The organism is Kitasatospora sp. NPDC056731 (assembly GCF_040687675.1).
Lineage (GTDB): Bacteria > Actinomycetota > Actinomycetes > Streptomycetales > Streptomycetaceae > Kitasatospora.
Map to the genome: position 1 here is coordinate 13,546 of NZ_JBFBNR010000005.1, position 25,837 is coordinate 39,382.

Consider the following 25,837-nt stretch of genomic DNA (forward strand, 5'->3'; position numbering starts at 1 on the left):
AGGGTGGGTGGGGCGTGGGTGTGGGAGAGGCGTTCGGGGAAAATATGTCGGTCGGTCTACTGATTCCTTGCCGCCACCCGGGTGGTGTGCGCACAGGAAGTCGGTCTGGCCGACTTCCTGTGCGGATGGAGGCGGTGCAAGTGGGCAATGGAGAAACTGTAGACCGGTCTACATATTTCTTGCCGGAGAGGGCCTTGGCGGTCGAGGGTGGGTGAAGGGGGCGTCGAGGGGGGCTTCCGCCTGGGGTGGGTCGGGCCCATCATGGGCTCCCGGTCCGAGCTCCCGGTTCGAGGGCTCCGGGTGAGGCTCCAGGAGGCAGCAGAGATGACGATTCCCTTCCCTGTCCGGATCCAGGCCGCGGTCGTCCGGGGCGCGTATGCGCTGCCGGAGGGGCTGCGGCGGGCGATCGCGGGCGCGCCGGTGGTGCGGGACGGTCAAGTGCTCTCGCTGGACGCGCAGTTGATCCTCAAGTTGCAGCGCCTGTCGAAGGCGGCCCTGGTGCTGCCCGCCGGGGTCGGGCCGTCGCGGGAGGCGATGGAGCACGCGCGGTACCTGGTGGGCGGGGCGACGATCCAGCCGGTCGCCGTCCGGAGCGTCGGAATCCCGCAGGAGTACGGCGAGTTGGCGGCCACGCTGTACACGCCGGGCGGGCTGGCGGCGGGCTCCGGGCTGCTGGTGTACCTGCACGGCGGGGGCTGGGTGGTCGGCAGTCGGGCCAGCCACGACCACGTGGTGCGGTTCCTGGCGCAGCGGGCGCAGGTGCGGGTGCTGTCGGTGGAGTACCGGCGCGCGCCCGAGCACGCGTTCCCGGCGGCTGCGGACGACGCGCTGGCCGCGTTCGACTTCGCGTACGCCAAGGCGGCCGACCTGGGCGCGGATCCGGAGCGGATCGCGATCGGTGGCGACAGCGCGGGCGGGAACCTGGCGGCCGTCACCGCACAGGCGGCGGTGCGGCGGGGCGGTCCGGCGCCGGTGTTCCAGTTGCTGCTGTACCCGGCGGTCGACGCCTCCGTCCGGCGGCCCTCGCGCGACCTGTTCGCCGACGGTTTCTTCCTGACCAGCGCGGACATGGACTGGTTCCTGGACCGCTACGCGCCCGCGCCGGCCGACCGGACGGACCCGCGCCTGTCGCCGCTGCTCGCCGCCGACCTGTCCGGGCTTCCGCCCACGTACGTCGGTACCGCGGGCTTCGATCCGCTGCGGGACGAGGGCGAGGCGTACGCCGAGGCGCTGAAGGCGGCCGGGGTGACGGTGCGCCTGAGCCGGCAGCCGGACCTCATCCACGGTTACGCCAGCTACCTCGGCATCGGCCGCCGATTCCGGGAGGCGACGGCGGAGGCGGCCGAGGCGCTGCGGCAGGCGCTGGGCGCCGCGTAGCGCGCAACCGGGGGCGATGCGGATCGGAGGCGCTCGGCGCAGCACCGGGCGGGGGCTCATTCGGAGGACTCAACGGCCCCTGCCCGGCTGCTCGTTCAGGCCGGGATCCGCCGCGCCGCGGCGAGCTCCGACACCTGCGCGCCGTGCGCGAGGAGGTACTCCGCCACCGATCCGTGGTGGCTCCGGATCGACAGCAGCGCCCGCCGCAGATGCACCTCGCGTACGGGCAGGGCGTTGTGCGCGGCCCCGGCCGGGGGCCGGCTGGTCAGGCCCAGTTCGTCGTTCGAGTGCAGGAAGTCCTGGAGGACCTCCGCCTCGGAGGCGCCCAGCAGCGTCTGCAGGACGGCGACGACGACGCCCGTGCGGTCCTTGCCCGAGGCGCAGTGGACCAGCACCGGCGCGGCCTCGCCCCCACCGGCGAGCAGTCGGCGCAGAACGGCCACCGACGCCGCGCCGGCGCGCTCGGCCATCAGCGGGTACAACTCCAACTGGTCGGCGGGCCAACGCCGTTCGATGAAGACCGGTGCGTGCAGGTGCCGGGCGTCGACGAGGTCGACGGCATCCGGGCGCTCCGCCACCTCCGGGTCGCTGCGCAGGTCGACGACCGTCCGCAGGCCGAGGCGTCGCAGCGTGTCCGCGCCCTCCGCCGTGAGGCCGTGCAGGCTGTGCAGGGCGGCGGAGCGGTACAGCACGCCGCGCGGCAGGGAGCCGACGCCGCCGGCGTCGCGGAAGTTCCGTACGCCGGTGGGGGCGACGCGCTCCGGCCCTGCCTCGGGCTGGTCGGTGATCACGCCTCACTGTATCCAGGGGTGGAGGGGGCGGCTGGGGGAGGCCACGGACGAGAAGGGGCGCGGGAGTTGTGGTCGTGCGCCCGCCCGGTGCTGCGCAGGGGGTTCTCGGCAGCGGGCTCTTATTGTACTGTCCGTCTAATAAGCGGGTGAGCGGGCACCCGTAGGGGCAGGCATCTGGAGGCAGCCATGGCTCTCACCAACGCGGCGGCAGGGCGGGCGGCGAGTGCGCACGGGCACACCGCGGCCGACGACGACGTCTCGAAGCGGCTGCTGGAGTCCGCCGCGACCCTCTCCTACGACCCCTCGACCGAGATCGACTGGGACGCGCCCCTCCCAGCAGACCACTACGGCCTCAACCCGGAGTGGAGCACCCTCTACGGCACCCGGCTGTGGGACGAGATGACCGAGCAGCAGCGGGTCACCCTCACCCGGCACGAGGTCTGCTCGATCATGAACACCGGGATATGGTTCGAGATGATCCTCCAACAGATGGTGCTGCGCGATCAGTACCTGAAGAACCCCGCCAACGCCGAGTTCCAGTTCGCGCTCACCGAGATCGCCGACGAGTGCCGGCACTCGATCATGTTCGCCCGCGCCTGCGAGAAGATGGGCGTCCCCGCGTACCGGCCGAACAAGGTCATCGCCCAGGCCGGGCGCGCGTTCAAGGCCCTCGCGAAGGGTGAACTCGCCTACGGCGGCATCCTGGTGGCCGAAGAAGTGCTCGACGTCATGCAGCGCGACTGGATGCGCGGCGAGAACGTCCTGGAGATCGTCCGTGGCACCTCCCGGATCCACGTCGTCGAGGAGTCGCGGCACATGAAGTTCGCCCGGCAGGAGATCCGCGAACGGGTGCGCCACGCCGGCCCCGCCCGCCGCCGCGCCTCGGCCACCGGCATCGCCGTCGGCGCGTACGTCATCGTCTCCAGCATGGTGCACCCCGGGGTCTACCGGGCCGCCGGGCTCGACACCCAGCGAGCGATCGCCGAAGTGCGGGCCAACGAGCACCGCAAGGCGATGATGCGCACCAGTTCCCGGCACCTGATCGCGTTCCTCGCCGAGACCGGGCTGCTCACCAGCCGCTCGGCCGCCATCTACCGGCGCATCCACATGTTGTGACGACACGTCAAAGGCGACACGTCAACAAAGGCTCCGACTCCCGCACTTCACCACCTGTAGCGAGGGACCCCACCCCGGCCATGGCCTACGCGATCACCCGGACCTGCTGCAACGACGCCTCGTGCGTGTCCGTCTGCCCGGTCAACTGCATCCACCCGACCCCGGGCGAACCAGAGTTCGGCACCACCGACATGCTGTACATCGACCCGGCGGCCTGCATCGACTGCGGCGCCTGCGCGGACGCCTGCCCCGTGGACGCGGTGTTCCCCGTCGACCGGCTGCGCGGGCCCGACACCGTGTTCGGCGACCTCAACCGGGACTGGTACCGCGATCACCCCAACGACCACGCCTGGGGCGCGCCCACCTTCCCGCGCAGCCTGCCCGATGGGCTCGGCACGCTGCGCGTCGCCATCGTCGGCACCGGCCCGTCCGCCGGGTACACCGCGCAGGAACTGCTGCGCAGCACCGGCGCCGAAATCACCATGATCGACCGGCTGCCCGTCACCGGCGGCCTGCTGCGGCACGGGGTCGCGCCCGACCACCAGTCCACCAAACGCATCGCGGACAGCTTCGCCGGCGTCTTCCACGACCCCCGGCTGCGGATGCACCTCAACGTGGACATCGGCACCGACCTCACCCACGAGGAACTCGCCGCCCACCACCACGCCGTCGTGTACGCCGTCGGCGCGGCCGCCGACCGGCGGCTCGGCATCCCCGGCGAGGACCTGCCGGGCAGCCTGCCCGCGACCACCTTCGTCGGCTGGTACAACGCCCAACCGACCGTGCCCGCCGACGCGGTGGAGCTGTCCGGGCCCGGCGCCGAACGGGTGGTCGTCATCGGCAACGGCAACGTCGCCGTCGACATCGCGCGCATCCTGCTCACCGACCCCGACCGGCTCGCCACCACCGACATCGCCGACCACGCCCTCGCCGCGCTGCGCCGCAGCCGGGTGCGGGAAGTCGTGCTGCTCGCCCGGCGCGGGCCCGCCCAAGCGGCCTGGACCAAGGCGGAGTTCCTGGCGCTGCGGCAACTGCCGGGCGTCGAGGTGGTGGTCGAGGACCACCCGGAGGTGCGGGCGGCGATCGAGGAGGCGGCCGGGACGACTGCGTCGGAGTCGCGGGCCGCGCTGCTCGCCGGGCTGCCGCTGGTGGCGTTCGACGGGGGCGCCGAGCCGGCGCCGGGCCGGCGGATCGTGCTGCGCTTCCTGTCCGCGCCGACCGCGCTCACCGCGTTCACCCCGCCCGGTGAACCCGGTGAACCCGGCGGGCCCGGCGCGGCTGCCGGGGGCGGGCGGGTGACGGGCCTGACCGTCGCCCGGACCACCCTCGCGGGCGGCCGGGCAGCCGAACCGACCGGGGAGACGGACACGCTGCTGGCCGGCCTGGTGGTGCGCTCCATAGGGCACCGGGGCGTACCGGTGCCCGGGCTGCCCTTCGACGAGCGGACGGCGACGGTCGCGCACCGGGGCGGGCGGGTCGTGGACCCGGCGACGGGGCGGCCGCTGCCCGGGGCGTACGTGGTGGGGTGGGCCAAGCGCGGGCCGTCCGGGGGGATCGGCGCCAACCGGGCGTGCGCCCGCGAGACCGTGGACGCGCTCCTGGACGACGCGGCGGCCCGCGCGCTGGCCGCCCCGGCGGCGAGCCGCACGGACTTCGACCGCCTCGTCCGCCACCGTCGCCCGGACGCCGTCGGGCTCAAGGGACTGCGGGCCGTGGAGCGGGCGGAGCGCGCCCGGGGTGAGGCCGAGGGCCGCCCCCGCGTCAAGCTCGCCACCGTCCCCGAGCTGCTGGCGGCCGCCCGCCGACGGTAGACGGGCAGCGGGTTGATGCTGGTCGGCGCGAAAGAATATGTCGGTCGGTCTACTTAATCTGAACCGGTTGCGCACAGGAAGTCGGACCGGCCGACTTCCTGTGCGCGGGCTCCATCGAGCAGCCAAATGTAGACCGGTCTACATATTTCCCCGGGAGCAAAATGGCCCCCGCCGACGGCGTGCATCGTGGAATCGTGGAACGGGGGTTGAGCCACCTCGCCGGGTCGCCGAACCGGCGCGGTCCGACTCGATCGAAACTCTCCCGCACGGGGGCGCCCTGCGCCGCAACCTGGTCGCCGCTACGACGTTGAACCGGGCATGGACAACAATGCCGCACCGCTCGGTGCTTGGCGAGGACTCTCGTTGGCGGCAGAGACCGGCTGGGTTCCCGACCGCCACATCCTCAGGGCGCTTCATGCCACGACGTTCGGCAACCGGTGGTTCACCCAGATCAGCGCGACCGAACTGGCGGGCCTGGCCGCCATGCCCGATGCGGCCGTCGTGCTCGGAAGTCGACGCGGCTACTTGGCGGACAGTCCGGGGAACCAGGCCCTCGCAACCCTGCTGCGCGAACGGCCGGAGGAGTTCGGTCTGGCCGGCCCCATCATCCTCGGTGCGCAGAGCCTGCACTGGGAGCCGGACCGGGCGGCCGGGGCGGGGCGGCTCGGGCTGGCGGGGGTGCAGTGCTTCGACGGGTTCCAGCGACTCGTCACGATCGCCCACATCTCCCGCGAACTGCCGCCCGCAGACCTGGCGAAGGCCGTCCTGTCGGTCATCGTCGTGACCGGCGACGGCCGCCACCGGGTCCGCGAGTTCTGCGACCAGACCGATCGCTACGTCAACTTCGCCGTGCCGCAGGACAACCTCGCCCGTTGTCCGCACCTGCTCGCGGTGCAGGCCGAGTTCCAGGCGGAAGGGAGCTACTTCGATCCCCGGCGAGGCATCGTGGCCGGGCCGCACCCGGTGGGATTCACACCCGCGGACGTGTTCCGGTCGCTCGCGGCGCTGTCGGCCGCGCCGCGCCCTTATCTGAGCCATCAACTCCACACCGCTGAAGGCCTGGACGCGCTCTGGTCGGACATCGCCGGTGCCCCCTACCGGAGCATCGTGCACGAGCACCTGCGGGCGACCAGCGTCCAGGTCGCGGTGGAGGCCAGGCGCGAGACGCAGAAGGCCATCGCCCGCATCCGAAAGCGTCATAACACAGGCTGCTACAAGCTGTTGGAGTACGCGCCTGAGCTGGTGACCTGGACGGCCTGCCGGGTCCTTCCGCTGGAGAAGCTCTACGACGGCGGCAGGAACGCGCCGCGCTGGACCGACCTGATCCACGGTGTCCTACCGGCCGAGACCGAGCGGGTCGCCCACCAGCTGGTCGCCTCCTACGAGCGGCTGCGCGGCTCGAAGCACATCTTCAAGCTCGCGGCGCCTGAACTCGACCTGTGGCTGGAGCTCGTGGACGACGTCCTCGGCCGGGCGTAGCCGGCCGGTCCTCGTCGGCGGCCGACTCCGGTGGATCCGGGTCGGCCGCCCGGGCCCGTCACCTCCGCCGCGTGTGCTTGAGCTCCTCCCAGCGGGTGGCCTGGGCGGGGGTGAGGCCGCCTCGGAGTTCGGCCAGCTTCAGCAGCTGTGCTTCGGCGTCGGCGCCGAGGGGCTGGGCTTCGGCGCGGTAGTGGTCGGTGAGGAGGGCGTCGAGTTCGGGGCGGGTGAGGGCCGGGTCGAGGCGCTGGGCGAGTTTGGCCATGTTGCGGTAGGAGCCCTGGAGGAGGAACGGGGGTTCGGTGCGGGTGCGGTCGTCCTGGGCGGCGGAGGCCAGGTAGGCGCGGTTGACGGCGAGGACGGTGCCGCGCAGGTGGAGCAGTCCGGCGAGGACGGCGGTCATCCGTTCGGCCTCGGCGGCGGGCCAGGCGCCGGTGAGGGGGCCGCCCGGGGTGCCGGTGGCGCGGGCCAGCAGGGTGTCCAGGTCGGCGCGCTCGGCGGTGGCGAGCGGGGCCAGGTGAGGGTTGGCGGGCAGCGCGTTCTCGACGAAGCTGAGCGCGAAGAGGTCCTCGCGCCCGGCGATGACGTCGCCGAGGTTCCAGACGTCGGCGCGGTTGGCGAGCATGTCGGGCAGCCGGAAGAGGCGGCCGGACTCGGTGTACGGGTTGGCGGCCATGGCGACGGCGAAGCGCTTGCCGCGCAGGTCCCACTCGCGGGCCTCGCCGTCCCACACCCCGTCGATCCGGCGCTGGGCGTCGCAGAGCGGGATGAAGCGCTGGAGGAGCTCGGGCGAGGTGTGCTGGACGTCGTCGAGGTAGAGCAGCACGTTGTCGCCCGCGTGCAGGGCGAAGTTGAGCTTCTCGATCTCGCGGCGGGAGGTGGCGTCGGGGGCCTCGGCGGGGTCGAGGGAGGTGACCCGGTGGCCGAGCGCGGGGCCGCTGACGGTGACCAGCAGCAGGCCGAGCCGTTCGGCGAGGTACTCGACGAGGGTGGTCTTGCCGTAGCCGGGCGGGGAGACCAGGAGCAGTAGGCCGCTGCGGTCGACCGGTCCGCCGGCGTCGGCGGTGCCGAGCTGTTTGGCGAGGTTGTCGCCGACCAGCGGCAGGTAGACCTGGTCGATGAGTCGGTTGCGGACGAAGCCGTTGAGTGGGGCCGGCCGGTACTGGTCGAGCCGTAGCCGGGTGTGCTCGGCGGCCAGCAGGTCGGCGCGCAGTCGCTGGTAGGCGCGGTATCCGGGGGCCTCGGTGGCGGCGAACTCCGCTACCCGGGTGAGGAGTTCGTCGAGGCGAAGGTCGAGTGTGCCGCCCGGGAGTCGGGGGTGGTCGCCGAGCAGGCCGGTGAGGCGGGTGGTGGCGGCGCCTTCGGCGGGCCGGCGTGGCAGGGACGGGCAGAGGAGCGCGGCGGCGGCCTCGGCGAGGTCGCCGGGGTCGGCGTCGACGGCGCTGGACTCCAGCCAGGCCTGGGCGAGTTGGCGCCGGGCGGGCAGCAGCGCGGGCTCGGCGGGCAGTGCGGCCAGCGCTTCGGTGAGACCGGCGGACTCGGGTGCGGCGTGGAACTTGTCGAGCAGGGTTGCGGCCCCCGGCGCGTAAGCGAACGTGGGTGTGGCGGCGGCGAGTTCGGCCACCAGGTATGGGCCGGCGGGTTGCGGGCACGAGGTGAACTCCGTGACGGCGGAGCTCAGTTCGTCGGACAGGTCGGACAGCGCGGTCAGGGCCGCCGGTGCGGCCGGGGCAGGTGCGGCCGGGTCCGGTGCGGCCGGCAGGCCCAGTCGCGGCGCGGCGCCGAAGGCCTGCCGGGCGAGGGTGCGAGCGAGGGAGAGCGAGCGGGCCCGGGTGTGCCAGACCAGTCGCTGCCGCTCGTCGGCGCCGTGCGCCCAGTACAGCTGAGCGGCCGCCCGGGCCGCCGCCGGGTGGCGCAACAGGCCTGCCTCGGCGTGGAGTTCGAGCAGGGCGCGGAGCAGCAGCGCCGCGTCGTGGTCGTGGACGCCGCGCTGGTAGCCCTCGTCCGGGCGCTGTTCGGCGGCGCGGCGGACGAACTCCAGCAGGTCGCCCTCGGCGCGCAGGGCGTCCAGCCCGTCCGGTTCGGCGGCCAGCAGCAGGCTGGCGGCGAGGTATTCGGACCGGTACAGCGCGGGGGTCTCGGAGGGCAGCGGCCGGCCCCAGTAGCGCTCGGTGGCGGCGAACGCCGGGTCGGTGACGGGGGAGCGGTAGTCGGTGCCGGTGAGGGTGAAGGCGGGGCGGCCGCGCCAGGGGACGAGGGTGAGTTCGGGCCGCTGGGTGGTGACGGCGAACAGGTGGCGGCCCAGTCGCAGGGTGCCGGGGCCGTCGCCGGCGAGTTCGGCGCGGTCGCGTCGGGCCCGGTGGGCGCGGCTGCGGGCGGCGCGCAGCCGTCCGGTCAGCTCCTCGGCCCGGACCCGGTCGCCGAGTGCGGTCAACTGGGCGGCGAGGTCGCGGAGTTTGACGGCGGTCGGGTCGGCGGCGAGGGCGGCGTCGATCTCGGCCGCGGTGTCGAGGGCGGTGAGCCGCCGGTGCAGGGTGTCGAGGATGCGTTCGGCGGAGGCGGCGATCCGGTCGGCGCGGCGGGCGCGCTCCTCCAGCAGGTGCTGGCGGCGGGCGGTGAGGGCGTCGTGGATTCCGGTGCGCCGGTCGGCGAGCTGTTCGCCCAGCGCCGGGTCGGCGTCGGCGAAGCGGGTCTCCAACTGCTCGATCCGCAGCAGGAGTCGGCCGAGCTGGTCGTCGCAGGCCTCGGGGGTGTCGGCGGCGGCGAGCGCGGCGGTGGTGGCCTGGGCGAGCAGGGCGGTTTCGGCGGCGAACTCGGCGGCGGCCTCGCGGGTGCGCAGGTCGCGACGGCGGACGGTGAGGGCGGCGCGGGCGCGGTTGAGCAGTCCGAGGACGTCGGCGAGCCGGTCGAGGATGGCGGTGCGGGTGGTGGCGTCGGCCAGGTCGAGGGTGCCGACGAGCTCCGAGACGGTCTGCAACGCCTCGCTCTGCTCGGAGATCTGGAGGCCCAGCGGCTCGGCTCCGGCGGCGGTGGCGAGGGCGGCGCAGCGGTCGGCGAGTTCGCCGGCGCGCCGGCGGTGCGGGGCGAAGGCCTCGGGTTCGGCGAGGTGTCCGACGGCGCGGGCGGCGGCCTCGGTCAGGCCCTCGGCGAGGTGGGCGGCGAGCGTGTCGATCCGGGCGGGCTCGGCGCGCGGCAGGTCGCGCAGCGCCTCGACCCGGCCCTGGGCGCGGCGCAGCCCGGCGAGCCGGTCGACCCATTCGGCGGCGTCGGCGAGGGTCTCGCCGCGGGCGGTGCGCAGCAGGCCTTCGACGTGCTCGGCGGCCTGTTCGGTCTGCCGGGCGGCGTGCGCGGTGAGTTCGGCGACGGCCTCGTACTCGGCGATGACCTGCCGGGCGGTGTCGCGGATCTCGGCGAGCGGGGCGGCGAGGTCGCCGAGGCCGGGCTGGCCCAGCCAGTGGTGCCGGTCGGCGGTGCGGGTGCAGGCGGCGAGGACGGCCTGGTGGCCGGCCGGGGTGTCGGCGCCGGCGGCGGCGAGCCGGGCCAGGGAGAGGCAGTCGGCGAGGCCGCGGACGAGGTCGGCGTTGCCGATCCGGGCGAGCGGGCCGGTGCCGGGCGGCTGCGCGGCGGCGTGGCGCTCGCTGGTGAACGGGGTCTGCCACAGCTGGACGGGGTGCAGCCGGGTGGGCCCGTCCTCGGCCGGGCGGAGGGCGATCAGGGTGCCGTCGGCGAGCAGCGCGTAGCCCTGGCAGGGCAGCGGGGCGGCGGCCTCCTGGCGGACGCTGTTGTACGGCTGGAGCAGGGCGCGGCCGTCGGCGGGGGAGCGGAACTCGTACAGCACGTCCTCGCCGTTGGGCGAGACGAGGGTGCGCTCGTAGACCAGGCCGTCCACCGGCTGGTCGTAGCTGCGCACGGTGCCGTCGGTGAGGTGGCAGCCGCCGGGGAAGGCCACGCCCTGGTCGGCGGGCAGCCGCAGGCAGGCCTGGCCGAGCGCGTCGATCCGGGTGACCCGGCCGGTGGGCAGGTGGCAGACCAGGTGCCGGACGGTCTCCTCCTGGTACGGGCGCACGCGCACCAGCAGCAGGGTGCCGAGCCGGGCGTGGGCGATCTGGGTGTCGGCGAGGGTCTGCAGGGCCTCGGCGAGGGGTTCGTGGTGCAGCTCCCGGCCGTCGGGGGCGGTGACGGTCAGCCGGCCGCCGTCGATGCCGAGCCGGAGTTCGCCGCCGAGGTCGGCGCGCGGCGGGCTGCCGGGGGCGGCGGGCAGCTGGTCGTCCCGGGTGAGGGCGGTCCAGGCGAGCTGCTGGCCGTCGGCGGCGGTGTGGTCGCGTTCGCCGCGGCCGTCCTGGTAGGCAAGGGGCCCGTCGTCGGCGAGGTCGTCGACGGGGCGCCAGCGCAGCACCCGGACGTCGGCGGCGGCGGGGCCGGTGCGGAAGACGGCGAGCAGGCGGCCGCCGACGGGGCGCAGTCGTTCCAGCCGGGCGTCGCGGAAGTAGCGGTGCAGGTCGGCGAGGTCCTGGCGCAGGCGCGGGTCGTCCAGCAGGGTGCCCTCGGCGGGGGCGGGGGTGAGGTCGGGGTGGTGGACGCTCAGGACCTCCCCGAGCGGCCCGGCGCCCGGGGAGCCCTCGGCCGGGGCGCCGGCGGAAGCGGCGGCGGAGATGGCGGAAGCGGAGATGGAGGCGGAGACGGCGGAAGCGGAGACGGCGGCGTCGGGCGCGCCGCCCGGGCGGGTTCCGAGCAGGAGCAGCCCGCCGGCGGCGGTGAGGTCCTGCGGGAGGCAGGCCCGGCCGGTGGTGAGCCGGCCGGTGCTTGCCAGCCGCAGCTCCCCGCCGCCGAACTCCCCGACCCGGCGGGCGTTCAACGCCTGCGCGCGGTCGGCGAGTTCGGCGGCGGACCGGGCGAGTCGGCCGCGCAGGACCTCGTAGGTGCCGGCGTCGAGCCGGGCGTCGAGGGCGTCCACCACGTCAGTTCCTCAACTACTCAGTTTCTCGACTACTCAGGAGGTCGGGTACTCAGGCGACTCAGGCGTTCACGTTCACCTGGAGCCGTTGACCGACGCCAGCGCCCCGATCGACGTCTCTGCGAGCCCCAACTTCTGCGCCGAGGTGAGCAGTTGCCGCAGCTGCCCGGCCTGCTCGCCGCCCCCGGCGCCGATCATCCGCATCAGCAGCGCGGACACCGTCAGGTTCTGCACGTCCGCCGTGGACACCGAGGACAGCACCCGGGTGAGGTCCTCGGTGAAGCTGGCGCTGCCGTCGAGCCAGGGCCCGGCCAGGGCCTGGGCGGTCTGCGAGTGCCCGACGAAGGCGTCGACGCTCTTGGCGGCCGTCACCGACTGCACCAGGCGGTCGAAGAACACCCCGTCCCCGCCGACGATGTCGATCTTCGCCTTCTCCAGCCCGGCCGCGACCAGCGCGGCCTGCGCCTCGGCGATCTGCCGCTGGGTGTCCAGCCCGGCCAGCCGGACGTCCTTCTCGGCGGCCAGCCGCAGCCGGTACTCCTCGTGCCCGCGCGAGGCCTCGTCCAGCTTCGCCATCGCCGCGGCCTTCTCGGTGAGGCCCTCGGCCTCGGCCTTCAGCTTGGCGCCGATCTCCAGCGCGGCGGCCTTCGCCTTCTCGGCCTGGACGGCGGCCTCGGCGCGGCCGACCTTCTCCACCGCCGCGGCCTCCTGTTCGCGCACCTGCACCTGGGCCAGCCCCTCGGCGGCGGCCTCCGCCCGGATGCCCTCGGCCATCCGGATCTTGGCGGTGGCGTCCAGTTCGGCGGTCTGCTGCCGGGCCTCGGCCAGCACCAGCGACTCGCGGGCCTTGTGCGAGGCGGCCTGCTCGGCGGCCTCGGCGGCCTTGATGTCCTTGACGAGCTTCTCCTGCGCCTGCGCCTCGGCTTGGATGATCACCGCGCGGCGGGTGCGCTCGGCGTCCTCGGTGGCGCGCAGCGTCTTGACGGCCTCCTCCTGCTCGGCGACGGTGCGCTCCACCGCCACCCGCTCGCGGACCACGTCGGCGACCTCCCGCCGGCGGGACTCGACCTCCTTCTGCTTGGCCATGGTGGCGAGTTCGGTCTCCCGGTCGCGGCCGATGACCTCCAGCAGGCGGTCCTTCTCGATCCGCTCGTTCTCCACGGCGATCACCCGCTCGCGGTTCTTCTGCGCCACCGCGACCTCGCGGGCCTGGTTCTCGCGCTGCACGCCGAGCAGTTCCTCGGTCCGGAGGAAGGCGGTCTGGGCGTTCAGCCGCTCCTCCTCCTGGACCCGGGCGATCACCGCGTCCTCCGTGGCCCGCAGGGTCTCGATCTCGCGGCGCTGGCGGATCTCGGCGTCGGCCTGGCGGCGCTGGAGTTCGAGGACGGCCTCCCGGGCATCCACGTTCTGCCGGGTGATCTCCTTCTCCTCGGTGCGCTGGTACTCGTTGGTGCGCACGTGCTCGATCGCCGTCAGCTCGGTGATCTTGCGGATGCCCTGGGCGTCGAGGATGTTGTCGGAGTCCAGCTGGTTCATCGGGGTCTGTTCGAGGTGGTCGATGGCCGCGTCCTCAAGGGTGTAGCCGTTGAGGTCGGTGCCGATGACCGCGATGATCTGGTCCCGGAACTCGTGCCGGTGCGTGTAGAGGTCGGTGAAGTCGAGCTGCTTGCCGACGGTCTTCAGCGCCTCGGCGAACTTGGCCGCGAAGAAGTCCTGGATCGCGGACGGGTCGCTGGCGCGGGCGGTGCCGATGGCCTGCGCGACCTTGATGACGTCCTCGACGGTCTTGTTCACCCGCACGAAGAAGGAGATCCGGATGTCCGCCCGGATGTTGTCCCGGCAGATCAGCCCGTCCCGGCCGGCGCGGTGGATCTCCACCGTCTTCACCGAGATGTCCATCAACTCGGCCTTGTGCAGCACCGGGAGGACGATCGCGCCGGTGAAGGTGACGTCCACCTTCTTGGTGCGGGAGACGATCAGCGCCTTGCCCTGCTCGACCTTCTGGAACAGGCGGCCCACGAACAGCAGCATGGCGAGCACGATGAGCAGTACGACGGCGACGAGAATGCCGAAACCCACGGCGATGGTGTCCATCACGGAGTCCTTTGACGAGATGACGAGATGGTGCGAAGTCGAGCGGATGAAAGCGGATGAGGGCGGAGCAAGCAGAACAAACGGAGCAAGCAGAACAAAGGGGATAAGGGGATAAGGGAACGCCCGGGGGAGTCAGTCGCCCGGTAGCGCCGGGTCGAACGGCGCCACCAGGAAGTGCTCGCCGTCGGCGTCGTAGTCGAAGATCAGGGCGGTGCGGCCGGCCGCCAGTCCGGGCTCCTCGGTGAGCGTGCGGACCTGGACGGTCGCGGTGGAGCCGTCCTCGGCGGTGACCTCCGCCTGCCCGAAGTCGGCCGTCACCCGGCCGGTGCGGATCACGCAGACGCGGCCGACGAAGTCCCCCCGGGTCGCCGGGCGGTCCTCGGGGAACAGCCGGGACAGCGGCCGGACCAGCAGCCGGGTGCCCGCCCAGGAGGCGACCAGCGCGACGGCGAACACGCCGCCGCGCGCCGGTGCCCCCGAGGTGAGGACGGTGCCAGCCAGGCTGACGAACCAGGCGAGCGCGACCAGCAGCGACACCGCCACCGTCACGGGCACCCCGCCCAGCCCCAGCGCGCCCAGCACGCCTCCGTGGTGGTGGGCGCCCCGGCCGTCGGCGCCGTGCCCGTCCTGGGCACCGTGTCCCCCGTGGGTCGCGTGGGCCGCGTGCCCCCCGGCACCGTGGCCCAGGTCGCCCGCGTGACCGGCATGGCCGACGTGACCGGCATGCCCGACGCCGTGTCCCCCGTGCAGGGCGTCGAAGCCCAGGCCGCCGACCAGCATCAGCAGCCAGTACCCGACGACCACCACCAGCGCGAAGCTGAACAGCGCCGTCGGAAAAGCCAGCGCGGCCGCGACGAATCCCCCCATCCCGGCCACGCTCCCCCGCTGTTCCCACGGCACCGCACCTCGGCGCCATGGAGATCGTGACAGCGGAGGGGCCGTTCGCACATTGCCAGGATCCGGCAATCTTTACGGCCCTTTGACACCCTGGAACGCACCGCCCGGGGGCGTTTGGCCGCCGTCTACAGCGGCTGCTCCGGCCAGTTGAGCAGCCGGGCCCCCATCGCCGCCGTCTCCAGGGTGAACCGCTGCAGGGCGTCCGACGGGTCGTAGCCGGTCAGCGCCTTGATCCGCTCCAGCCGGTAGCCGAGCGTGCGCACGCTCAGCCCCAGCCGCCGGGCCGCCTCCGCGTTCACGTACGCGGCCTCCGCCTGCACCGCGATGGTGTCCAGCAGGGGGCGGGCGCCGCCGCGCGCCTCGGTCAGCGGGCCCAGCACGCTGCGCACCAGGTCGGCCATCGCCGCCCGGTCGCGCATCAGCACGGGGAAGACCAGCAGTTCCTCGGCCTTCAGCTGCTGCGCCGGCAGGTCCAGCCGGTCCGCGTAGTCCAGCGCGCCCAGCGCCTCCTCGTAGCTGCGCAGCACCCCGGTGGCCCCCGAGTGCCGGCGCCCGGTGGCCACCCGCAGCACCGGGCGGTAGCCGGGGCCGGGGCGCAGCGTCAGGTCGGCGAAGGCCTCCAGGACGGCGCGCTCGGTGTCCGGGGCGATGCACACCAGCCGGCCGTCCTTGCCGGCGAGCAGGACGTCCCGTTCGCCGAACCGCCCGACCAGCTCCCGTTCCACCCGGTGCACCAGCGGGTGGACGTCCGCGAACGGCGTGTCGCCGACCGCCACCGCCACCGCGTACGCGCCCGCCAGCCGCAGCCCGAACCGCTCGGCGCGCTCCGCCAGCAGGCCCAGGTCGCTGCGGCCGTACAGCAGGTCGTCGATGAACTCGCGCCGTGCGGACTCCTGTTGGCGGACCGCCATGCGCTGTGCGCGATCGTGCCCCTCGCCGAGTGCGGCCAGTGCGGCTTCGGTCGCCGCGAGCACGGCGTCGCCGGTCCGGCGCAGTTCCCCGACGCCGCCCGCCGCGGTGATGCCCGGTAGTGTCTGCCAGGCCCGCCGGGTGGCCGACAGGCAGTGCGCGACGACGTCGCGCAGCCCGTACCCGGCCTCGGCGCAGTGCTCGCCGAGCGTGCGCAGGCACTCCAGTTCGTCCCGGCGCAGCAGCCTCCCGGTGCGGGAGGCGTCGGCGAGCAGCCCGAGGTAGACCTCGGCGAGTTCGGTGGGTATGTCGTGCTCGGTCCCCTCGGACACCGCGGTACTCCGCCCCCCGTGACGCGTGATGATCCGGCGCGGAACTTTAGCAGGATCGATACGGCGCCGAACGGTGCGGGGTGGGCGGCTGACCTGGCGCTATCGCGGGCCGGGCGGAGGCCCGGATCACCGTGTCCATCCGGGGCGGCTCGGCCGCCGCCCGTCCACCGCCGGTTCCCCGCCCTCCTTCTTCCCGTCCCCTCCCTCCGGTCGACGGGACCGGTCGGCAGGGGTGGGATGGAGGGGTGCGGGCGACCGTGGTTTGCTCCGCACCCCGGGGAGGGACTAGACATCTAGACGTCTAGATGGACGTCTGGATGTCTGGCCCCCTCCCCCCACGGCCCCACCGAAAGGCCCCGCGCATGTCCCTGGTCAACTTCCGCGACCCCGCCGTCCTCGGCGACCCCGAGGGCCGGCGGATCCGCCCCGGCGTGCTGTACCGCTCCGCCCAGCCGTTCCCGGCCGCCGACGAGGCCACCGTCGCCCAGCTGCGCGCCTGCGACATCCGCACCATCGTCGACCTGCGCGACACCCGCGAGACCGACCCCGCCGACTGGGCCGCCGCCGAGGCCGCCGGGATAGCCGTCGTCGCGGCCCCGGTGAACCCCACCGGCGACGGCCTCGCCGCCCGGATGCGCACCATGGCCACCGCCGCCGACCTCGGCGACTACTACGTGCTGCTGGCCGAGTCCGCGCCCGAGGCCGTCACCGCCGCCGTCGAGGCCGCCGCCCGTCCGGGCGCCGTCCTCCTGCACTGCGCCGCCGGCAAGGACCGCACCGGCCTGCTGACCGCCCTGCTGCTGGACCTCCTCGGCGTGCCCGCCGAGCGGATCGTCGCCGACTACGCCCGCACCGCCGACGCCCTGCCGCAGATCTTCGCCGGCCTCTCCGAGCGCCACCGCACCGCGCTCAACGCCCGCGGCGCCCGGGTCACCGACTCCGAAGGCCGCGAACTCACCATCCCCGCCCCGCTCCTCGACGCCCCGGCGGAGGCCATGGCCGTCTTCCTCGACCGCGTCCGCACCCGCCACGGCGGCGCCGAGGCCTTCCTCCCCGCCTGCGGCGTCCCCGCCGCCACCCTCGGAGCCTTCCGCGCCAAGGCGGCCGCCGCGGCGACCTCGGCCGCCTGACACCCCGGCTTCCGTCGGGCTCAGACGTCCCGCCGCCGCATCAGGACCACCGTCGCCGCCAGCGCGACGGCCGCCCAGGCGCCCAGGGTGATCCAGGAGTCGAGCACGCTCGGCGCGTACTTGCCCATCGTCGTCGAGGAGTTGGGGTTGATCGTCAGCCTCCCCTCGGCGGCGAGCGGCAGGTGGTTGCCGATCTCCTTCAACCAGCGGTAGCGGTCGCCGCCGAACAGCATCGGCACGATGAACAGCAGCATGACCAGCGAGACGATCGAAGCGGTGGCGTGCCGCAGCAGGGCGCCGAGGGCCATCCCGATCAGCGCGCAGACGGGCACGATCGCCGCGTAGCCGAGGACGGCCCGCAGGCAGCCCTCGTCGGTGATGGAGAGCCCGGCGTGCCGGGAGGCCAGCATGGCGTTGCTGCCGAAGAAGGACACCGCGGACACCGCCGCCCCGGCGAGCGAGGTGAGGCCGGCGACCAGCACCACCTTGGCCACGGCCACGCCCCGCCGGTCGGGCACGGCGGCGAAGGTGGTGCGGATCATGCCGGTGGTGTACTCGCCGAACACGGTGATCGCGCCGAGGCTGCCGGCCGCGACGGCCATCAGGGCGCCGGAGATGCTGCTGAGGCCGTGGTACAGCGGGTCGTACCGGTACGGCGGGAAGCCGGGCACTGGCGGGCGGGGATGGTCGATGTAGGTCAGGTCGGTGTGGACGGCGTTCAGGTTGACCACGATCGAGGCCAGCGAGGCCAGCGCCAGCACCCAGTACGTGGACCGCAGCGAGCGCAGTTTGATCCACTCGGCGGCGAGCAGGTCGCCGAACCGGGCCCGCGGCTCGGCCGGGCGGGTGTGGGGGCGGGCGGGGGTGAGGGCGGCGGTACTCATCGGGCATCTCCTGCCAGGTATTCGACGCTGTCGGCGGTCAGCGACATGAACGCCGACTCCAGGGACGAGGTACGGGTGGCGAGCTCGTGCAGCACCAGGCCGTGCCGCAGGGCGAGTTCGCCGATCCGGGCGGCGGGCAGCCCGGTCACCACCGCCCCGTCCGGCTCCTGCGCCTGCCGTACGGCCGCCCCTTCGGCCCGCAACACCTCGGCGAGCGACGGCAGTTCGGGCGTCCGGACGGCCACGCTGGTGACGGCGTTGCGGGCGGAGAACTCCGCCAGGCTCTCGTCCGCGATCAGCCGGCCCCGGCCGATCACCACCAGCCGGTCGGCGGTGTGCTCCATCTCGGCCATCATGTGGCTGGAGACGAAGACCGTCCGCCCCTCCTCGGCGAGGCGGCGGAACAGGCCGCGCACCCACAGCACGCCCTCCGGGTCGAGGCCGTTGAGCGGCTCGTCGAACAGCAGCACCGGCGGGTCGCCGAGCAGCGCGCCGGCGATGCCGAGCCGCTGCTTCATGCCCAGCGAGTAGCCGCCGATCCGGCGCCCGGCGGCCTTGCCGAGGCCGACCTCGGCGAGCACCTCGTCCACCCGCCGGAGCGGGATGCGGTTGCCGCGGGCGAGCGCCGACAGGTGGGCTCGGGCGCTGCGCCCGCCGTGCACGTCCTGGGCGTCCAGCAGGGCGCCGACGTGGCGCAGTCCGCGCGGCCGGTCCGCGAAGGGCACGCCGTCCACCGTGACGGACCCCTCGGTCGGGGTGTGCAGCCCCAGGATCATCCGCAGCGTGGTGGACTTGCCGGCGCCGTTGGGGCCGAGGAAGCCGGTGACGGTGCCCGGCCGGACGGTGAAGGTCAACTGGTCGACGGCCGTGGTGGCGCCGTACCGCTTGGTCAGTCGCTCGATCTCGATCACGGGGACAACGGTGCCGTCCGGGGCCCCGGCCGGGCATCGGGCCGCGGGCCACAACCGCCCGCGGCCGCACTGGCCCGGGGGATTACGCCCTCGGGCCAATGCGCCGCCGCACGGGCCGCCGCTACCATCGGGCGATGATCACCAACCCTCGTCCGCCCCTGTTCAGACGCCTGCCCCTGGGCGTGTGGGTGGCGGCGTTCTGGTTGACCGTCATCGGGATCCGGGTGCTCACGCGCGCCGACGAGCTGCACCACCTCTTCCAGTACAACGGCAACCTGGAGGACATGCCGCTCCTGGTCACCGCGGTGGTCACCACCCTGGTCGCGCTGCTGCTGGCCCGCGTGCCGTTGGCCGCCGTCGCGGTGGCGCTCGCGGGCTGCGCCTACACCATCGGGATGCGGGAGGTCCAGGAGACGCCGGTGGTGCAGTTCCTGATCGCCGACGTGATCGTCGGCTACTGCGCCGCCACCCGGTCCCGCCTCGTCTCCCTGTGCGCCGCCGGGATGCCGGTCGCCATGGTCACCACGATGCTGGCCTGGGGCGCCGTGTGCGAGTACCCCGTCAACCCGCTGGCCTTCGGCGCCCTCGCCGCGACCGTCGCGATCGCCTGGCTGGTCGGCAACACCGTCCGGCAGAGCCGGGCACACGTCGAGGCCCTGCGCGGCCGCGCCACCGAGCAGGCGATCACCGCCGAACGGCTGCGGATCGCCCGCGAGTTGCACGACATGGTCGCCCACAGCATCGGCATCATCGCGATCCAGGCCGGGATGGGCAGCCGGGTCATGGACACCCAGCCCGCCGAGACCCGCAACGCGCTGAACGCCATCGAGGCGACCAGCCGGGAGACCCTGGCCGGGCTGCGCCGGATGCTCGGGGCGCTGCGCCAGGGCGAGCCGGAGTCCGCGCCGATGGAGGTCGCCCCGGGGCTGGGCGAGTTGGACCGGCTGGTCGAGCAGACGGCCGGCGCGGGCGTGCGGGTCGCGCTCACCCGCCTCGGCGAGCCCCGCCCGCTGCCGCCCGAGGTGGACCTCGCCGCCTACCGCATCGTGCAGGAGGCGGTCACCAACGTGGTCAAGCACTCCGGCACCCGGGACTGCCGGGTCACCGTCGACTACGGCCCCGAGGAGGTCGCCGTCACCGTCGTCGACCTCGGCGCCGGAGCCGGCGGGCCGTCCGCCGGCTCCGGTTACGGCATCGCCGGCATGCGCGAGCGGGTCGGCCTGCTGCACGGCGAGTTCAGCGCCGGCCCGCGCCCCGCGGGCGGCTTCCAGGTCGCCGCCCGACTGCCGCTCCCCGTGGAGGTCTCCCCGTGATCCGTGTCGTCCTGGTCGACGACCAGCCGCTCATCCGCACCGGTCTGCGCGTGCTCATCGCCGACACCCCGGACCTGGAGGTCGTCGGCGAGGCCGGCAACGGCGCCGAGGCGGTGGAACTGGTCGGCCGGCTGCGCCCCGACGTCGCCGTGATGGACATCCGGATGCCCGGCATGGACGGCATCGAGGCCACCCGCCGGATCACCGCCGACCCCGGCCTGCCGACCCACGTCCTCGTCCTCACCACCTTCGACGACGACGACTACGTGTACGGCGCGCTGCGGGCCGGGGCGGCCGGCTTCCTGGTCAAGGACCTCGCCCTGGAGACCATCCTCGACGGCGTCCGGGTGGTCGCCGCCGGGGACGCCCTGATCGCGCCGAGCATCACCCGCCGGCTGATCGGCGAGTTCGCCGCCCGCCCGCAGCCCGCCGCCGCCCGGTCCGGCCGGGCGACGGTCGACGGGATCACCGAGCGCGAGCGCGAGGTGCTGACGCTGGTCGGCCGCGGGCTGTCCAACGGCGAGATCGCCGAGGAGCTGACCATCAGCGTGGCCACCGCCAAGGCGCACGTGGCCCGGCTGTTCACCAAGCTGGACGCCCGGGACCGGGTCCACCTGGTCATCCAGGCCTACGAGTTCGGCCTCGTCGCCCCGTCCTGAGCCGGTTCCGAGCCCAGCCGGATCACGGCCGCACCACGGCCGGTCCACGGCCGGATCACGGCCCGACCAGCTCCCCGATCCGCATGATCCGCCCGTGCGAGTCCAGCACCACGTCGTACACGTTGCCGTAGCACCCGTACGGCGGGTCGGGTTCGTGCTCGGCCAGACAGTCCTCCAGGTGCCCGAGCACGTCCTCCAGCCGGACGGGTCTGGTCGGGTCGGCGTGCGGGTGGTCGACGAGCGTGGCCTCGACCCCGGCGGTCGCGAAGCCGTAGCGGGCCGGCGCCCCCGTCCCCTCGTAGCGGGCCTCGTCGCAGGAGTAGCGGGCGGGCTGGGCGGTGACGTCGCCGTCCTCGGTGGCGAGGACCACGAGGACGGTGTGCCCGGGGCGTTCGGTCGGGGTCGGGGTGGCGCAGTCGGCGGCGGGGGAGGGGGAGGTGTCCATGCTGGGCTCGGGGCCGGCGAGGTCGTCGTCCAGCAGGTCGTCCTCGTCGTCGTACGCCCCGTCGGCGACGGCGGCGGCGGAGGCGGCGGCGATGGTGGGCGCGGAGTCGGCGGGAGTGCAGGCGGCGAGGGCGGCTGCGGCGGTGCAGCAGAGCAGCGCGGCGAGGAGGGTTCGGGGCACGGCCATGGCACTAGTCTCCCCGGACAACGGCGGAACTCGTCACACAGGTAGACGACTGGTGCACGGGCTGTGGTTCCCGCCGCCGCCGGATGTGCGGATCCGGCGGCGGCGGGAGTCTTGAGGGGCGGCGTAACGGTCAGGCGGCGACGGGCCGTTGCGCCTCGTACGCCTCGCGCAGCCGGGCCTGGGCCGCGGGGCCCGCCCTGAGGTGGTCGAGTCCGAGCAGGGCCGCGCCCAGGACGGGCGGCGCGACGACGACCCGCGGTTCGGCGAGCGGCGCGGCCTCGGCCAGACGGGCGGTCAGGTTGTCGATCAGCAGCGGCTGCCGGGAGGCGAGCACGCCGCCGCCGAGCACCAGCGGGGTGGGCGTGTCGAGCAGTTCCAGCCGCCGAAGGGCGACGACGGCGAGCCGGACGATCTCGTCGGCCTGGCGGTCGATCAGCCCCAGGGCGACCTCGTCGCCCTGCTCCGCGACGGCGAACAGCACCCGGACGATCTCGTGCAGCCGGCTGGTCGGCAGGTGCCCGAGGTGGACGGCCTCGGCGACGTCGCCGGCGCTGGGCAGGCCGAAGTGCTCGGCGATGGCGCGGGAGAGCCCGGTGGGGCCGCCGCGGCCGTCCTCGTGGCGGACGGCGTGCCACATGCTGGTGACGGCCAGGCCCCCGCCGCCGCCCCAGTCGCCGGTGAGCTCACCGAGGGCGGGGAAGCGGGCGGTGCGGCCGTCGGGCAGCAGGCCCACGCAGTTGATGCCGGCGCCGCAGACGACGGCGACGCCGCGCGGGCCGTCGGTGCCGGCCCGCAGCAGGCCGAAGGTGTCGTTGACGACGGTGTTGCTGGCGCCCCAGGGGTGGGATTCCAGCGCGGCGCGCAGGGCCTCCTCCTCGACGGGCAGGTCGGCGTTGGCCAGGCAGGCGCTGACGTGGCTGGTGAGGACGCCGCTCCAGGCGGGGTGGCCGGCCGCGGCGGCGGCCTGTTCGACGAGCGGGGCGAGGCCGGCGACGGCGGCGGCGCCGCCGATCTTCTGGGGTGCGAAGCCGCCGCCGCGGGCGGTGCCGTGGACGGTGCCGTCGGCGCCGATCAGGGCGACGTCGGTCTTGGAGTTGCCGGCGTCGATGGCGAGGACGCCTGGCAGGATCGGTTCGGGCTGGTGGGTCATCAGGTCCCCGCGGCTCGTACGTGGCCCGGCCGTGGCGTTGTCCCCGGCCGGGGGTGGTCGGTCTCCTCGCAGTGCCCGGCCCGCGACACCCTCATATCGCGGGCCGGGCGGCTTTCCCGGCGGGGCCCGGGGGCGTAGCCGGGCCCCGGGCCGTCAGGCCCAGGCGAGGTGCTCGCGGTTGTGGGCGAGCAGCCGATCGGTGAGCTGGTCGGCGAGTTCGAGCTGGCCGACCAGCGGGTGGGCGAGCAGGGCGTCGAAGACCCGGTCGCGGCCGCCGTGCAGGGCGGCGTCGAGGGCGAGCTGCTCGTACGCGGTGACGGCGGCGATGAGGCCGGCGTACAGCGGCTCGACGGCCCGCTGGGGGAGCGGCCGGACGCCGTTGGCGTCGACCTCGGCCGGGACCTCGATGACGGCGTCGTCGGGCAGGAACGGCAGCACGCCGTTGTTCGGCGCGTTGACGACCTGTACGGACGTCCCGCCGCCGGTGCCGAGCAGCGCGGCGATCAGCTGGACCGCCGCCTCGGAGTAGAACGCGCCGCCGCGCTGGCCGAGGAGTTCCGGCTTGGTGTCGAGGGCCGGGTCGGCGTACATCTCCAGCAGCTGCCGCTCGATCTCGGCGACCTGGGCGGCCCGCGAGCCCTGCACCTTGAGTTCCTCGACGACGGCGTCGTGCTGGTAGAAGTAGCGCAGGTAGTAGGACGGTACGACGCCGAGCCGCTCGATGACGGGCTGCGGCAGGTGCAGGTCCTCGGCGATCGCCTTGCCGTGCGCGGCGAGCAGCTCCGGCAGCACTTCCCGGCCCGTCGCCGATCCCGGGGCGTCGAGGAGGGTGACGCCGCGCTCCCAGGTGAGGTGGTTGAGGCCGACGTGGTCGAGCCGGATCAGCTCCGGGTCGACGCCGAGGTGGGTCGCGAACTTGCGCTGGAAGCCGATGGCGACGTTGCACAGGCCGACGGCCTTGTGGCCGGCGTTGCGCAGCGCGCGGGTGACGATGCCGACGGGGTTGGTGAAGTCGACGATCCAGGCGTCCGGGTTGGCGCGCCGGACCTTCTCGGCGATGTCGAGGACGACCGGGACGGTGCGCAGCGCCTTGGCGAGGCCGCCGGCGCCGGTGGTCTCCTGGCCGACGCAGCCGCACTCCAGCGGCCAGGTCTCGTCCCGGTTGCGGGCGGCCTGCCCGCCGACGCGCAGTTGCAGCAGCACGGCGTCGGCGTCGGCGACACCGGCCTCGACGTCGACGGTGGTGGTGACGACGGCAGCGTGCCCCTGCTTGGCGAAGATCCGCCGGGCGAGCCCGCCGATCAGCTCCAGCCGGTCGGCGGCCGGGTCGATGAGCACCAGCTCGCCGATCGGCAGGGTGTCGCGGAGCCGGGCGAAGCCGTCGATCAGCTCCGGGGTGTACGTCGAACCGCCGCCGACGATTGCCAACTTGAGTGCGGACATCAGCCCTTGACCCCTGTCAGTGTCACGCCTTCGATGAAGGCCTTCTGTGCGAAGAAGAAGAGGATGATCACCGGTGCCATCACGAGGAGGGTGGCGGCCATGGTGAGGTTCCAGTTGGTGTGGTGGGCGCCCTTGAACGACTCCAGGCCGTACGAGAGCGTCCAGGCCGCGTGGTTGTTGCTGGCGTAGATCTGCGGGCCGAAGTAGTCGTTCCAGCAGTAGAAGAACTGGAACAGGGCGACGGCGGCGATGGCCGGCTTGGCCATCGGCAGCACGACCTTCAGCAGGGTGCGCAGGTCGCCGCAGCCGTCGATCCGGGCGGCCTCGATGTACTCCTTGGGGATGGTCAGCAGGAACTGGCGCAGCAGGAAGATCGAGAACGCGTCGCCGAAGGCCATCGGGATGATGAGCGGCCAGAGCGAGCCGCCGAGGCCGAGCTGCTTGGCCCAGAACAGGTACATCGGGATGACGGTGACCTGCGGCGGGAGCATCATCATGGCGATGACGGCCATCAGCGCCAGGTTGCGGCCCCGGAAGCGGAACTTGGCGAGCGCGTAGGCGACCGGCAGGCTGGAGACGATGGTCAGTACGGTGCCGAGGCCCGCGTAGAGCAGGGTGTTGCGCCACCAGGTGAGGAAGCCGGGGGTGTCCCAGACCTTGCCGTAGTTGCCCCACTGCCAGGAGGTCGGCCAGTAGTCGGTGGTGAGCGCCTGCTGGTCGGTCATCACCGAGGTGAGGAAGGCGAAGACGAACGGCAGCAGGAAGAACAGCGCGGCGGCGATGGCCAGCGAGTGCACGGCCACCCAGTGGAGCATCGCGCGGCGGCGGGCCGCCCGGGCGGCCGGGCCGGAGGCGCGGGAGGGGCCGGCCGGGGCGGGCGCCTTGGTGAGTGTGGAGCTGAGAGTCATGATCGGGTCCTCATCGGTCCGCTGGGTCCGCAGCACACGGACTAGTCGTCACTCGCCATGAAGCCGGACTTGCGGCGGAGCAGGAGCGAGGTGACGGCCATCGAGATGGCGAACAGCACCAGGGCGACGACGCACGCCGCGCCGTAGTTGAAGCGCTGGAAGCCGAGGTTGTAGACCATCTGCGGCAGGGTCCAGGTGGAGCCCTGCGGGAATCCGGGCTCGAACTGCTGGCCGGAGTTGCCCGCGATGCCGCCGGCGACCTTCCCGGCGACGATCGCCTGGGTGTAGTACTGCATGGTCTGGATGACGCCGGTGACCACGGCGAACATGATGATCGGCGAGATGTTCGGCAGCGTGACGTACCGGAACCGCTGGAAGGGTCCGGCGCCGTCCAGTTCGGCGGCCTCGTACTGCTCCTTGGGGACGTCGAGCAGCGAGGCCATGAAGATGACCATCAGGTCGCCGATGCCCCACATGGCGAGCATGGTGAGCGCGGGCTTGGACCAGTCGGCGCTGGCGAACCAGCCGGGCTGCGGGAGGCCGAGCTCGCCGAGGAAGTGGTTGACCGGGCCGGTGCCGGGGTTGAGCAGGAAGGCGAAGGCGACGGTGGCGGCCACCGGCGGTGCCAGGTACGGCAGGTAGAACGCGGTGCGGAAGAAGCCGGCGCCGGTCTTGACCTTGGTGATGAGCAGGCCGATGCCGAGGCCGAAGGCGACCCGCAGGCTCACCATGATGAAGACCAGCCACACGGTGTTGCGCAGGCCCTGCCAGAACGCCGGGAGGTCGTTGAAGACGTAGTCCCAGTTCTTCAGGCCGCTGAAGGCGGGGGCGCCGAAGCCGTTGTACTTGGTGAAGGAGAAGTAGGCGGTGGAGATCAGCGGGTACAGGAAGAAGACGCCGAAGCCGATCAGCCAGGGGGAGAGGAAGGCGAGGGTGCGGGCCGCCTCCCGGCGGCGCTTCCGGCGCAGCAGGTGCTGCGTGGAGGGCGCCGCCGGGTCGGTCGATCCGGTGCCCTTGCGGGTGCCGAACGCGAGTGACATGGGAGCTCCGT

Annotated in this window: 19 protein-coding genes; 7 read left to right on the forward strand and 12 right to left on the reverse strand. The window is 73.7% G+C overall.

Annotation, left to right across the window (positions count from 1 at the left end):
- Nucleotides 1-324 precede the first annotated feature (324 nt).
- A complete protein-coding gene (locus AB0R04_RS06685; protein WP_363368796.1) occupies nucleotides 325-1,377 on the forward strand; it encodes an alpha/beta hydrolase in 1,053 nt (350 codons plus the stop codon).
- A gap of 95 nt (nucleotides 1,378-1,472) precedes the next feature.
- On the opposite strand, the gene AB0R04_RS06690 is transcribed toward AB0R04_RS06685, so the two are convergent.
- Nucleotides 1,473-2,168: a tyrosine-protein phosphatase gene (locus AB0R04_RS06690; RefSeq protein WP_363368798.1), complete on the reverse strand. Its 696-nt coding sequence runs from the start codon at nucleotides 2,166-2,168 to the stop codon at nucleotides 1,473-1,475.
- Between the two features lie 186 nt (nucleotides 2,169-2,354).
- Here AB0R04_RS06690 and AB0R04_RS06695 point away from each other — a divergent pair, with 186 nt between their 5' ends.
- The 3 genes from AB0R04_RS06695 (at nucleotide 2,355) to AB0R04_RS06705 (ending at nucleotide 6,574) form a co-directional block, all read left to right on the forward strand.
- Entirely contained in the window at nucleotides 2,355-3,284 is a 930-nt protein-coding gene (locus AB0R04_RS06695) for a diiron oxygenase (RefSeq protein ID WP_363368800.1), read from the forward strand.
- 80 nt (nucleotides 3,285-3,364) lie between these two features.
- On the forward strand, nucleotides 3,365-5,095 hold the full coding sequence (locus tag AB0R04_RS06700) for an FAD-dependent oxidoreductase (RefSeq protein ID WP_363368802.1): 1,731 nt from the start codon (nucleotides 3,365-3,367) through the stop codon (nucleotides 5,093-5,095).
- 363 nt (nucleotides 5,096-5,458) lie between these two features.
- Entirely contained in the window at nucleotides 5,459-6,574 is a 1,116-nt protein-coding gene (locus tag AB0R04_RS06705) for a hypothetical protein (RefSeq protein WP_363368804.1), read from the forward strand.
- A gap of 58 nt (nucleotides 6,575-6,632) precedes the next feature.
- Here the strand turns inward: AB0R04_RS06705 and AB0R04_RS06710 are convergent, their stop codons facing one another.
- The 4 genes from AB0R04_RS06710 to AB0R04_RS06725 all read right to left on the reverse strand — a co-directional run bounded on the left by AB0R04_RS06710 (nucleotide 6,633) and on the right by AB0R04_RS06725 (nucleotide 15,757).
- A complete protein-coding gene (locus AB0R04_RS06710; protein ID WP_363368806.1) occupies nucleotides 6,633-11,528 on the reverse strand; it encodes a DNA repair ATPase in 4,896 nt (1,631 codons plus the stop codon).
- A gap of 72 nt (nucleotides 11,529-11,600) precedes the next feature.
- On the reverse strand, nucleotides 11,601-13,619 hold the full coding sequence (locus AB0R04_RS06715; RefSeq protein ID WP_363368808.1) for a flotillin family protein: 2,019 nt from the start codon (nucleotides 13,617-13,619) through the stop codon (nucleotides 11,601-11,603).
- A gap of 132 nt (nucleotides 13,620-13,751) precedes the next feature.
- Nucleotides 13,752-14,486 (reverse strand): hypothetical protein, encoded by a 735-nt coding sequence (locus tag AB0R04_RS06720; RefSeq protein WP_363368810.1) that lies wholly within the window; start codon nucleotides 14,484-14,486, stop codon nucleotides 13,752-13,754.
- A gap of 155 nt (nucleotides 14,487-14,641) precedes the next feature.
- A complete protein-coding gene (locus AB0R04_RS06725) occupies nucleotides 14,642-15,757 on the reverse strand; it encodes a helix-turn-helix domain-containing protein (RefSeq protein ID WP_363368811.1) in 1,116 nt (371 codons plus the stop codon).
- A 362-nt stretch (nucleotides 15,758-16,119) separates the two neighbouring features.
- Here AB0R04_RS06725 and AB0R04_RS06730 point away from each other — a divergent pair, with 362 nt between their 5' ends.
- On the forward strand, nucleotides 16,120-16,887 hold the full coding sequence (locus tag AB0R04_RS06730) for a tyrosine-protein phosphatase (protein ID WP_063349445.1): 768 nt from the start codon (nucleotides 16,120-16,122) through the stop codon (nucleotides 16,885-16,887).
- 20 nt (nucleotides 16,888-16,907) lie between these two features.
- Here the strand turns inward: AB0R04_RS06730 and AB0R04_RS06735 are convergent, their stop codons facing one another.
- Both AB0R04_RS06735 and AB0R04_RS06740 read right to left on the reverse strand, forming a co-directional pair.
- A complete protein-coding gene (locus AB0R04_RS06735; RefSeq protein WP_363368813.1) occupies nucleotides 16,908-17,771 on the reverse strand; it encodes an ABC transporter permease in 864 nt (287 codons plus the stop codon).
- A complete protein-coding gene (locus AB0R04_RS06740) occupies nucleotides 17,768-18,682 on the reverse strand; it encodes an ATP-binding cassette domain-containing protein (RefSeq protein ID WP_363368815.1) in 915 nt (304 codons plus the stop codon). Before AB0R04_RS06740 ends, AB0R04_RS06735 begins: the two co-directional genes overlap by 4 nt.
- Nucleotides 18,683-18,816: 134 nt before the next feature.
- Between AB0R04_RS06740 and AB0R04_RS06745 the strand changes: the two genes are divergently transcribed.
- Nucleotides 18,817-19,995: a histidine kinase gene (locus AB0R04_RS06745; RefSeq protein WP_363368817.1), complete on the forward strand. Its 1,179-nt coding sequence runs from the start codon at nucleotides 18,817-18,819 to the stop codon at nucleotides 19,993-19,995.
- Nucleotides 19,992-20,654 (forward strand): response regulator transcription factor, encoded by a 663-nt coding sequence (locus AB0R04_RS06750; protein ID WP_350884773.1) that lies wholly within the window; start codon nucleotides 19,992-19,994, stop codon nucleotides 20,652-20,654. Before AB0R04_RS06745 ends, AB0R04_RS06750 begins: the two co-directional genes overlap by 4 nt.
- A gap of 55 nt (nucleotides 20,655-20,709) precedes the next feature.
- On the opposite strand, the gene AB0R04_RS06755 is transcribed toward AB0R04_RS06750, so the two are convergent.
- From AB0R04_RS06755 to AB0R04_RS06775, 5 genes are all read right to left on the reverse strand, one after another.
- Nucleotides 20,710-21,285: a hypothetical protein gene (locus AB0R04_RS06755; protein WP_363368819.1), complete on the reverse strand. Its 576-nt coding sequence runs from the start codon at nucleotides 21,283-21,285 to the stop codon at nucleotides 20,710-20,712.
- A 130-nt stretch (nucleotides 21,286-21,415) separates the two neighbouring features.
- Complete coding sequence (locus tag AB0R04_RS06760) at nucleotides 21,416-22,435, reverse strand: BadF/BadG/BcrA/BcrD ATPase family protein (RefSeq protein ID WP_363368821.1); 1,020 nt, start codon at nucleotides 22,433-22,435, stop codon at nucleotides 21,416-21,418.
- Nucleotides 22,436-22,588: 153 nt separating this feature from the next.
- Complete coding sequence (locus tag AB0R04_RS06765; RefSeq protein ID WP_363368823.1) at nucleotides 22,589-23,878, reverse strand: 6-phospho-beta-glucosidase; 1,290 nt, start codon at nucleotides 23,876-23,878, stop codon at nucleotides 22,589-22,591.
- Nucleotides 23,878-24,786 (reverse strand): carbohydrate ABC transporter permease, encoded by a 909-nt coding sequence (locus tag AB0R04_RS06770; RefSeq protein WP_063351434.1) that lies wholly within the window; start codon nucleotides 24,784-24,786, stop codon nucleotides 23,878-23,880. Before AB0R04_RS06770 ends, AB0R04_RS06765 begins: the two co-directional genes overlap by 1 nt.
- Before the next feature lie 41 nt (nucleotides 24,787-24,827).
- Nucleotides 24,828-25,826, reverse strand: coding sequence for a sugar ABC transporter permease (locus AB0R04_RS06775; protein ID WP_363368825.1), 999 nt, complete (start codon nucleotides 25,824-25,826; stop codon nucleotides 24,828-24,830).
- Nucleotides 25,827-25,837: the final 11 nt, after the last annotated feature.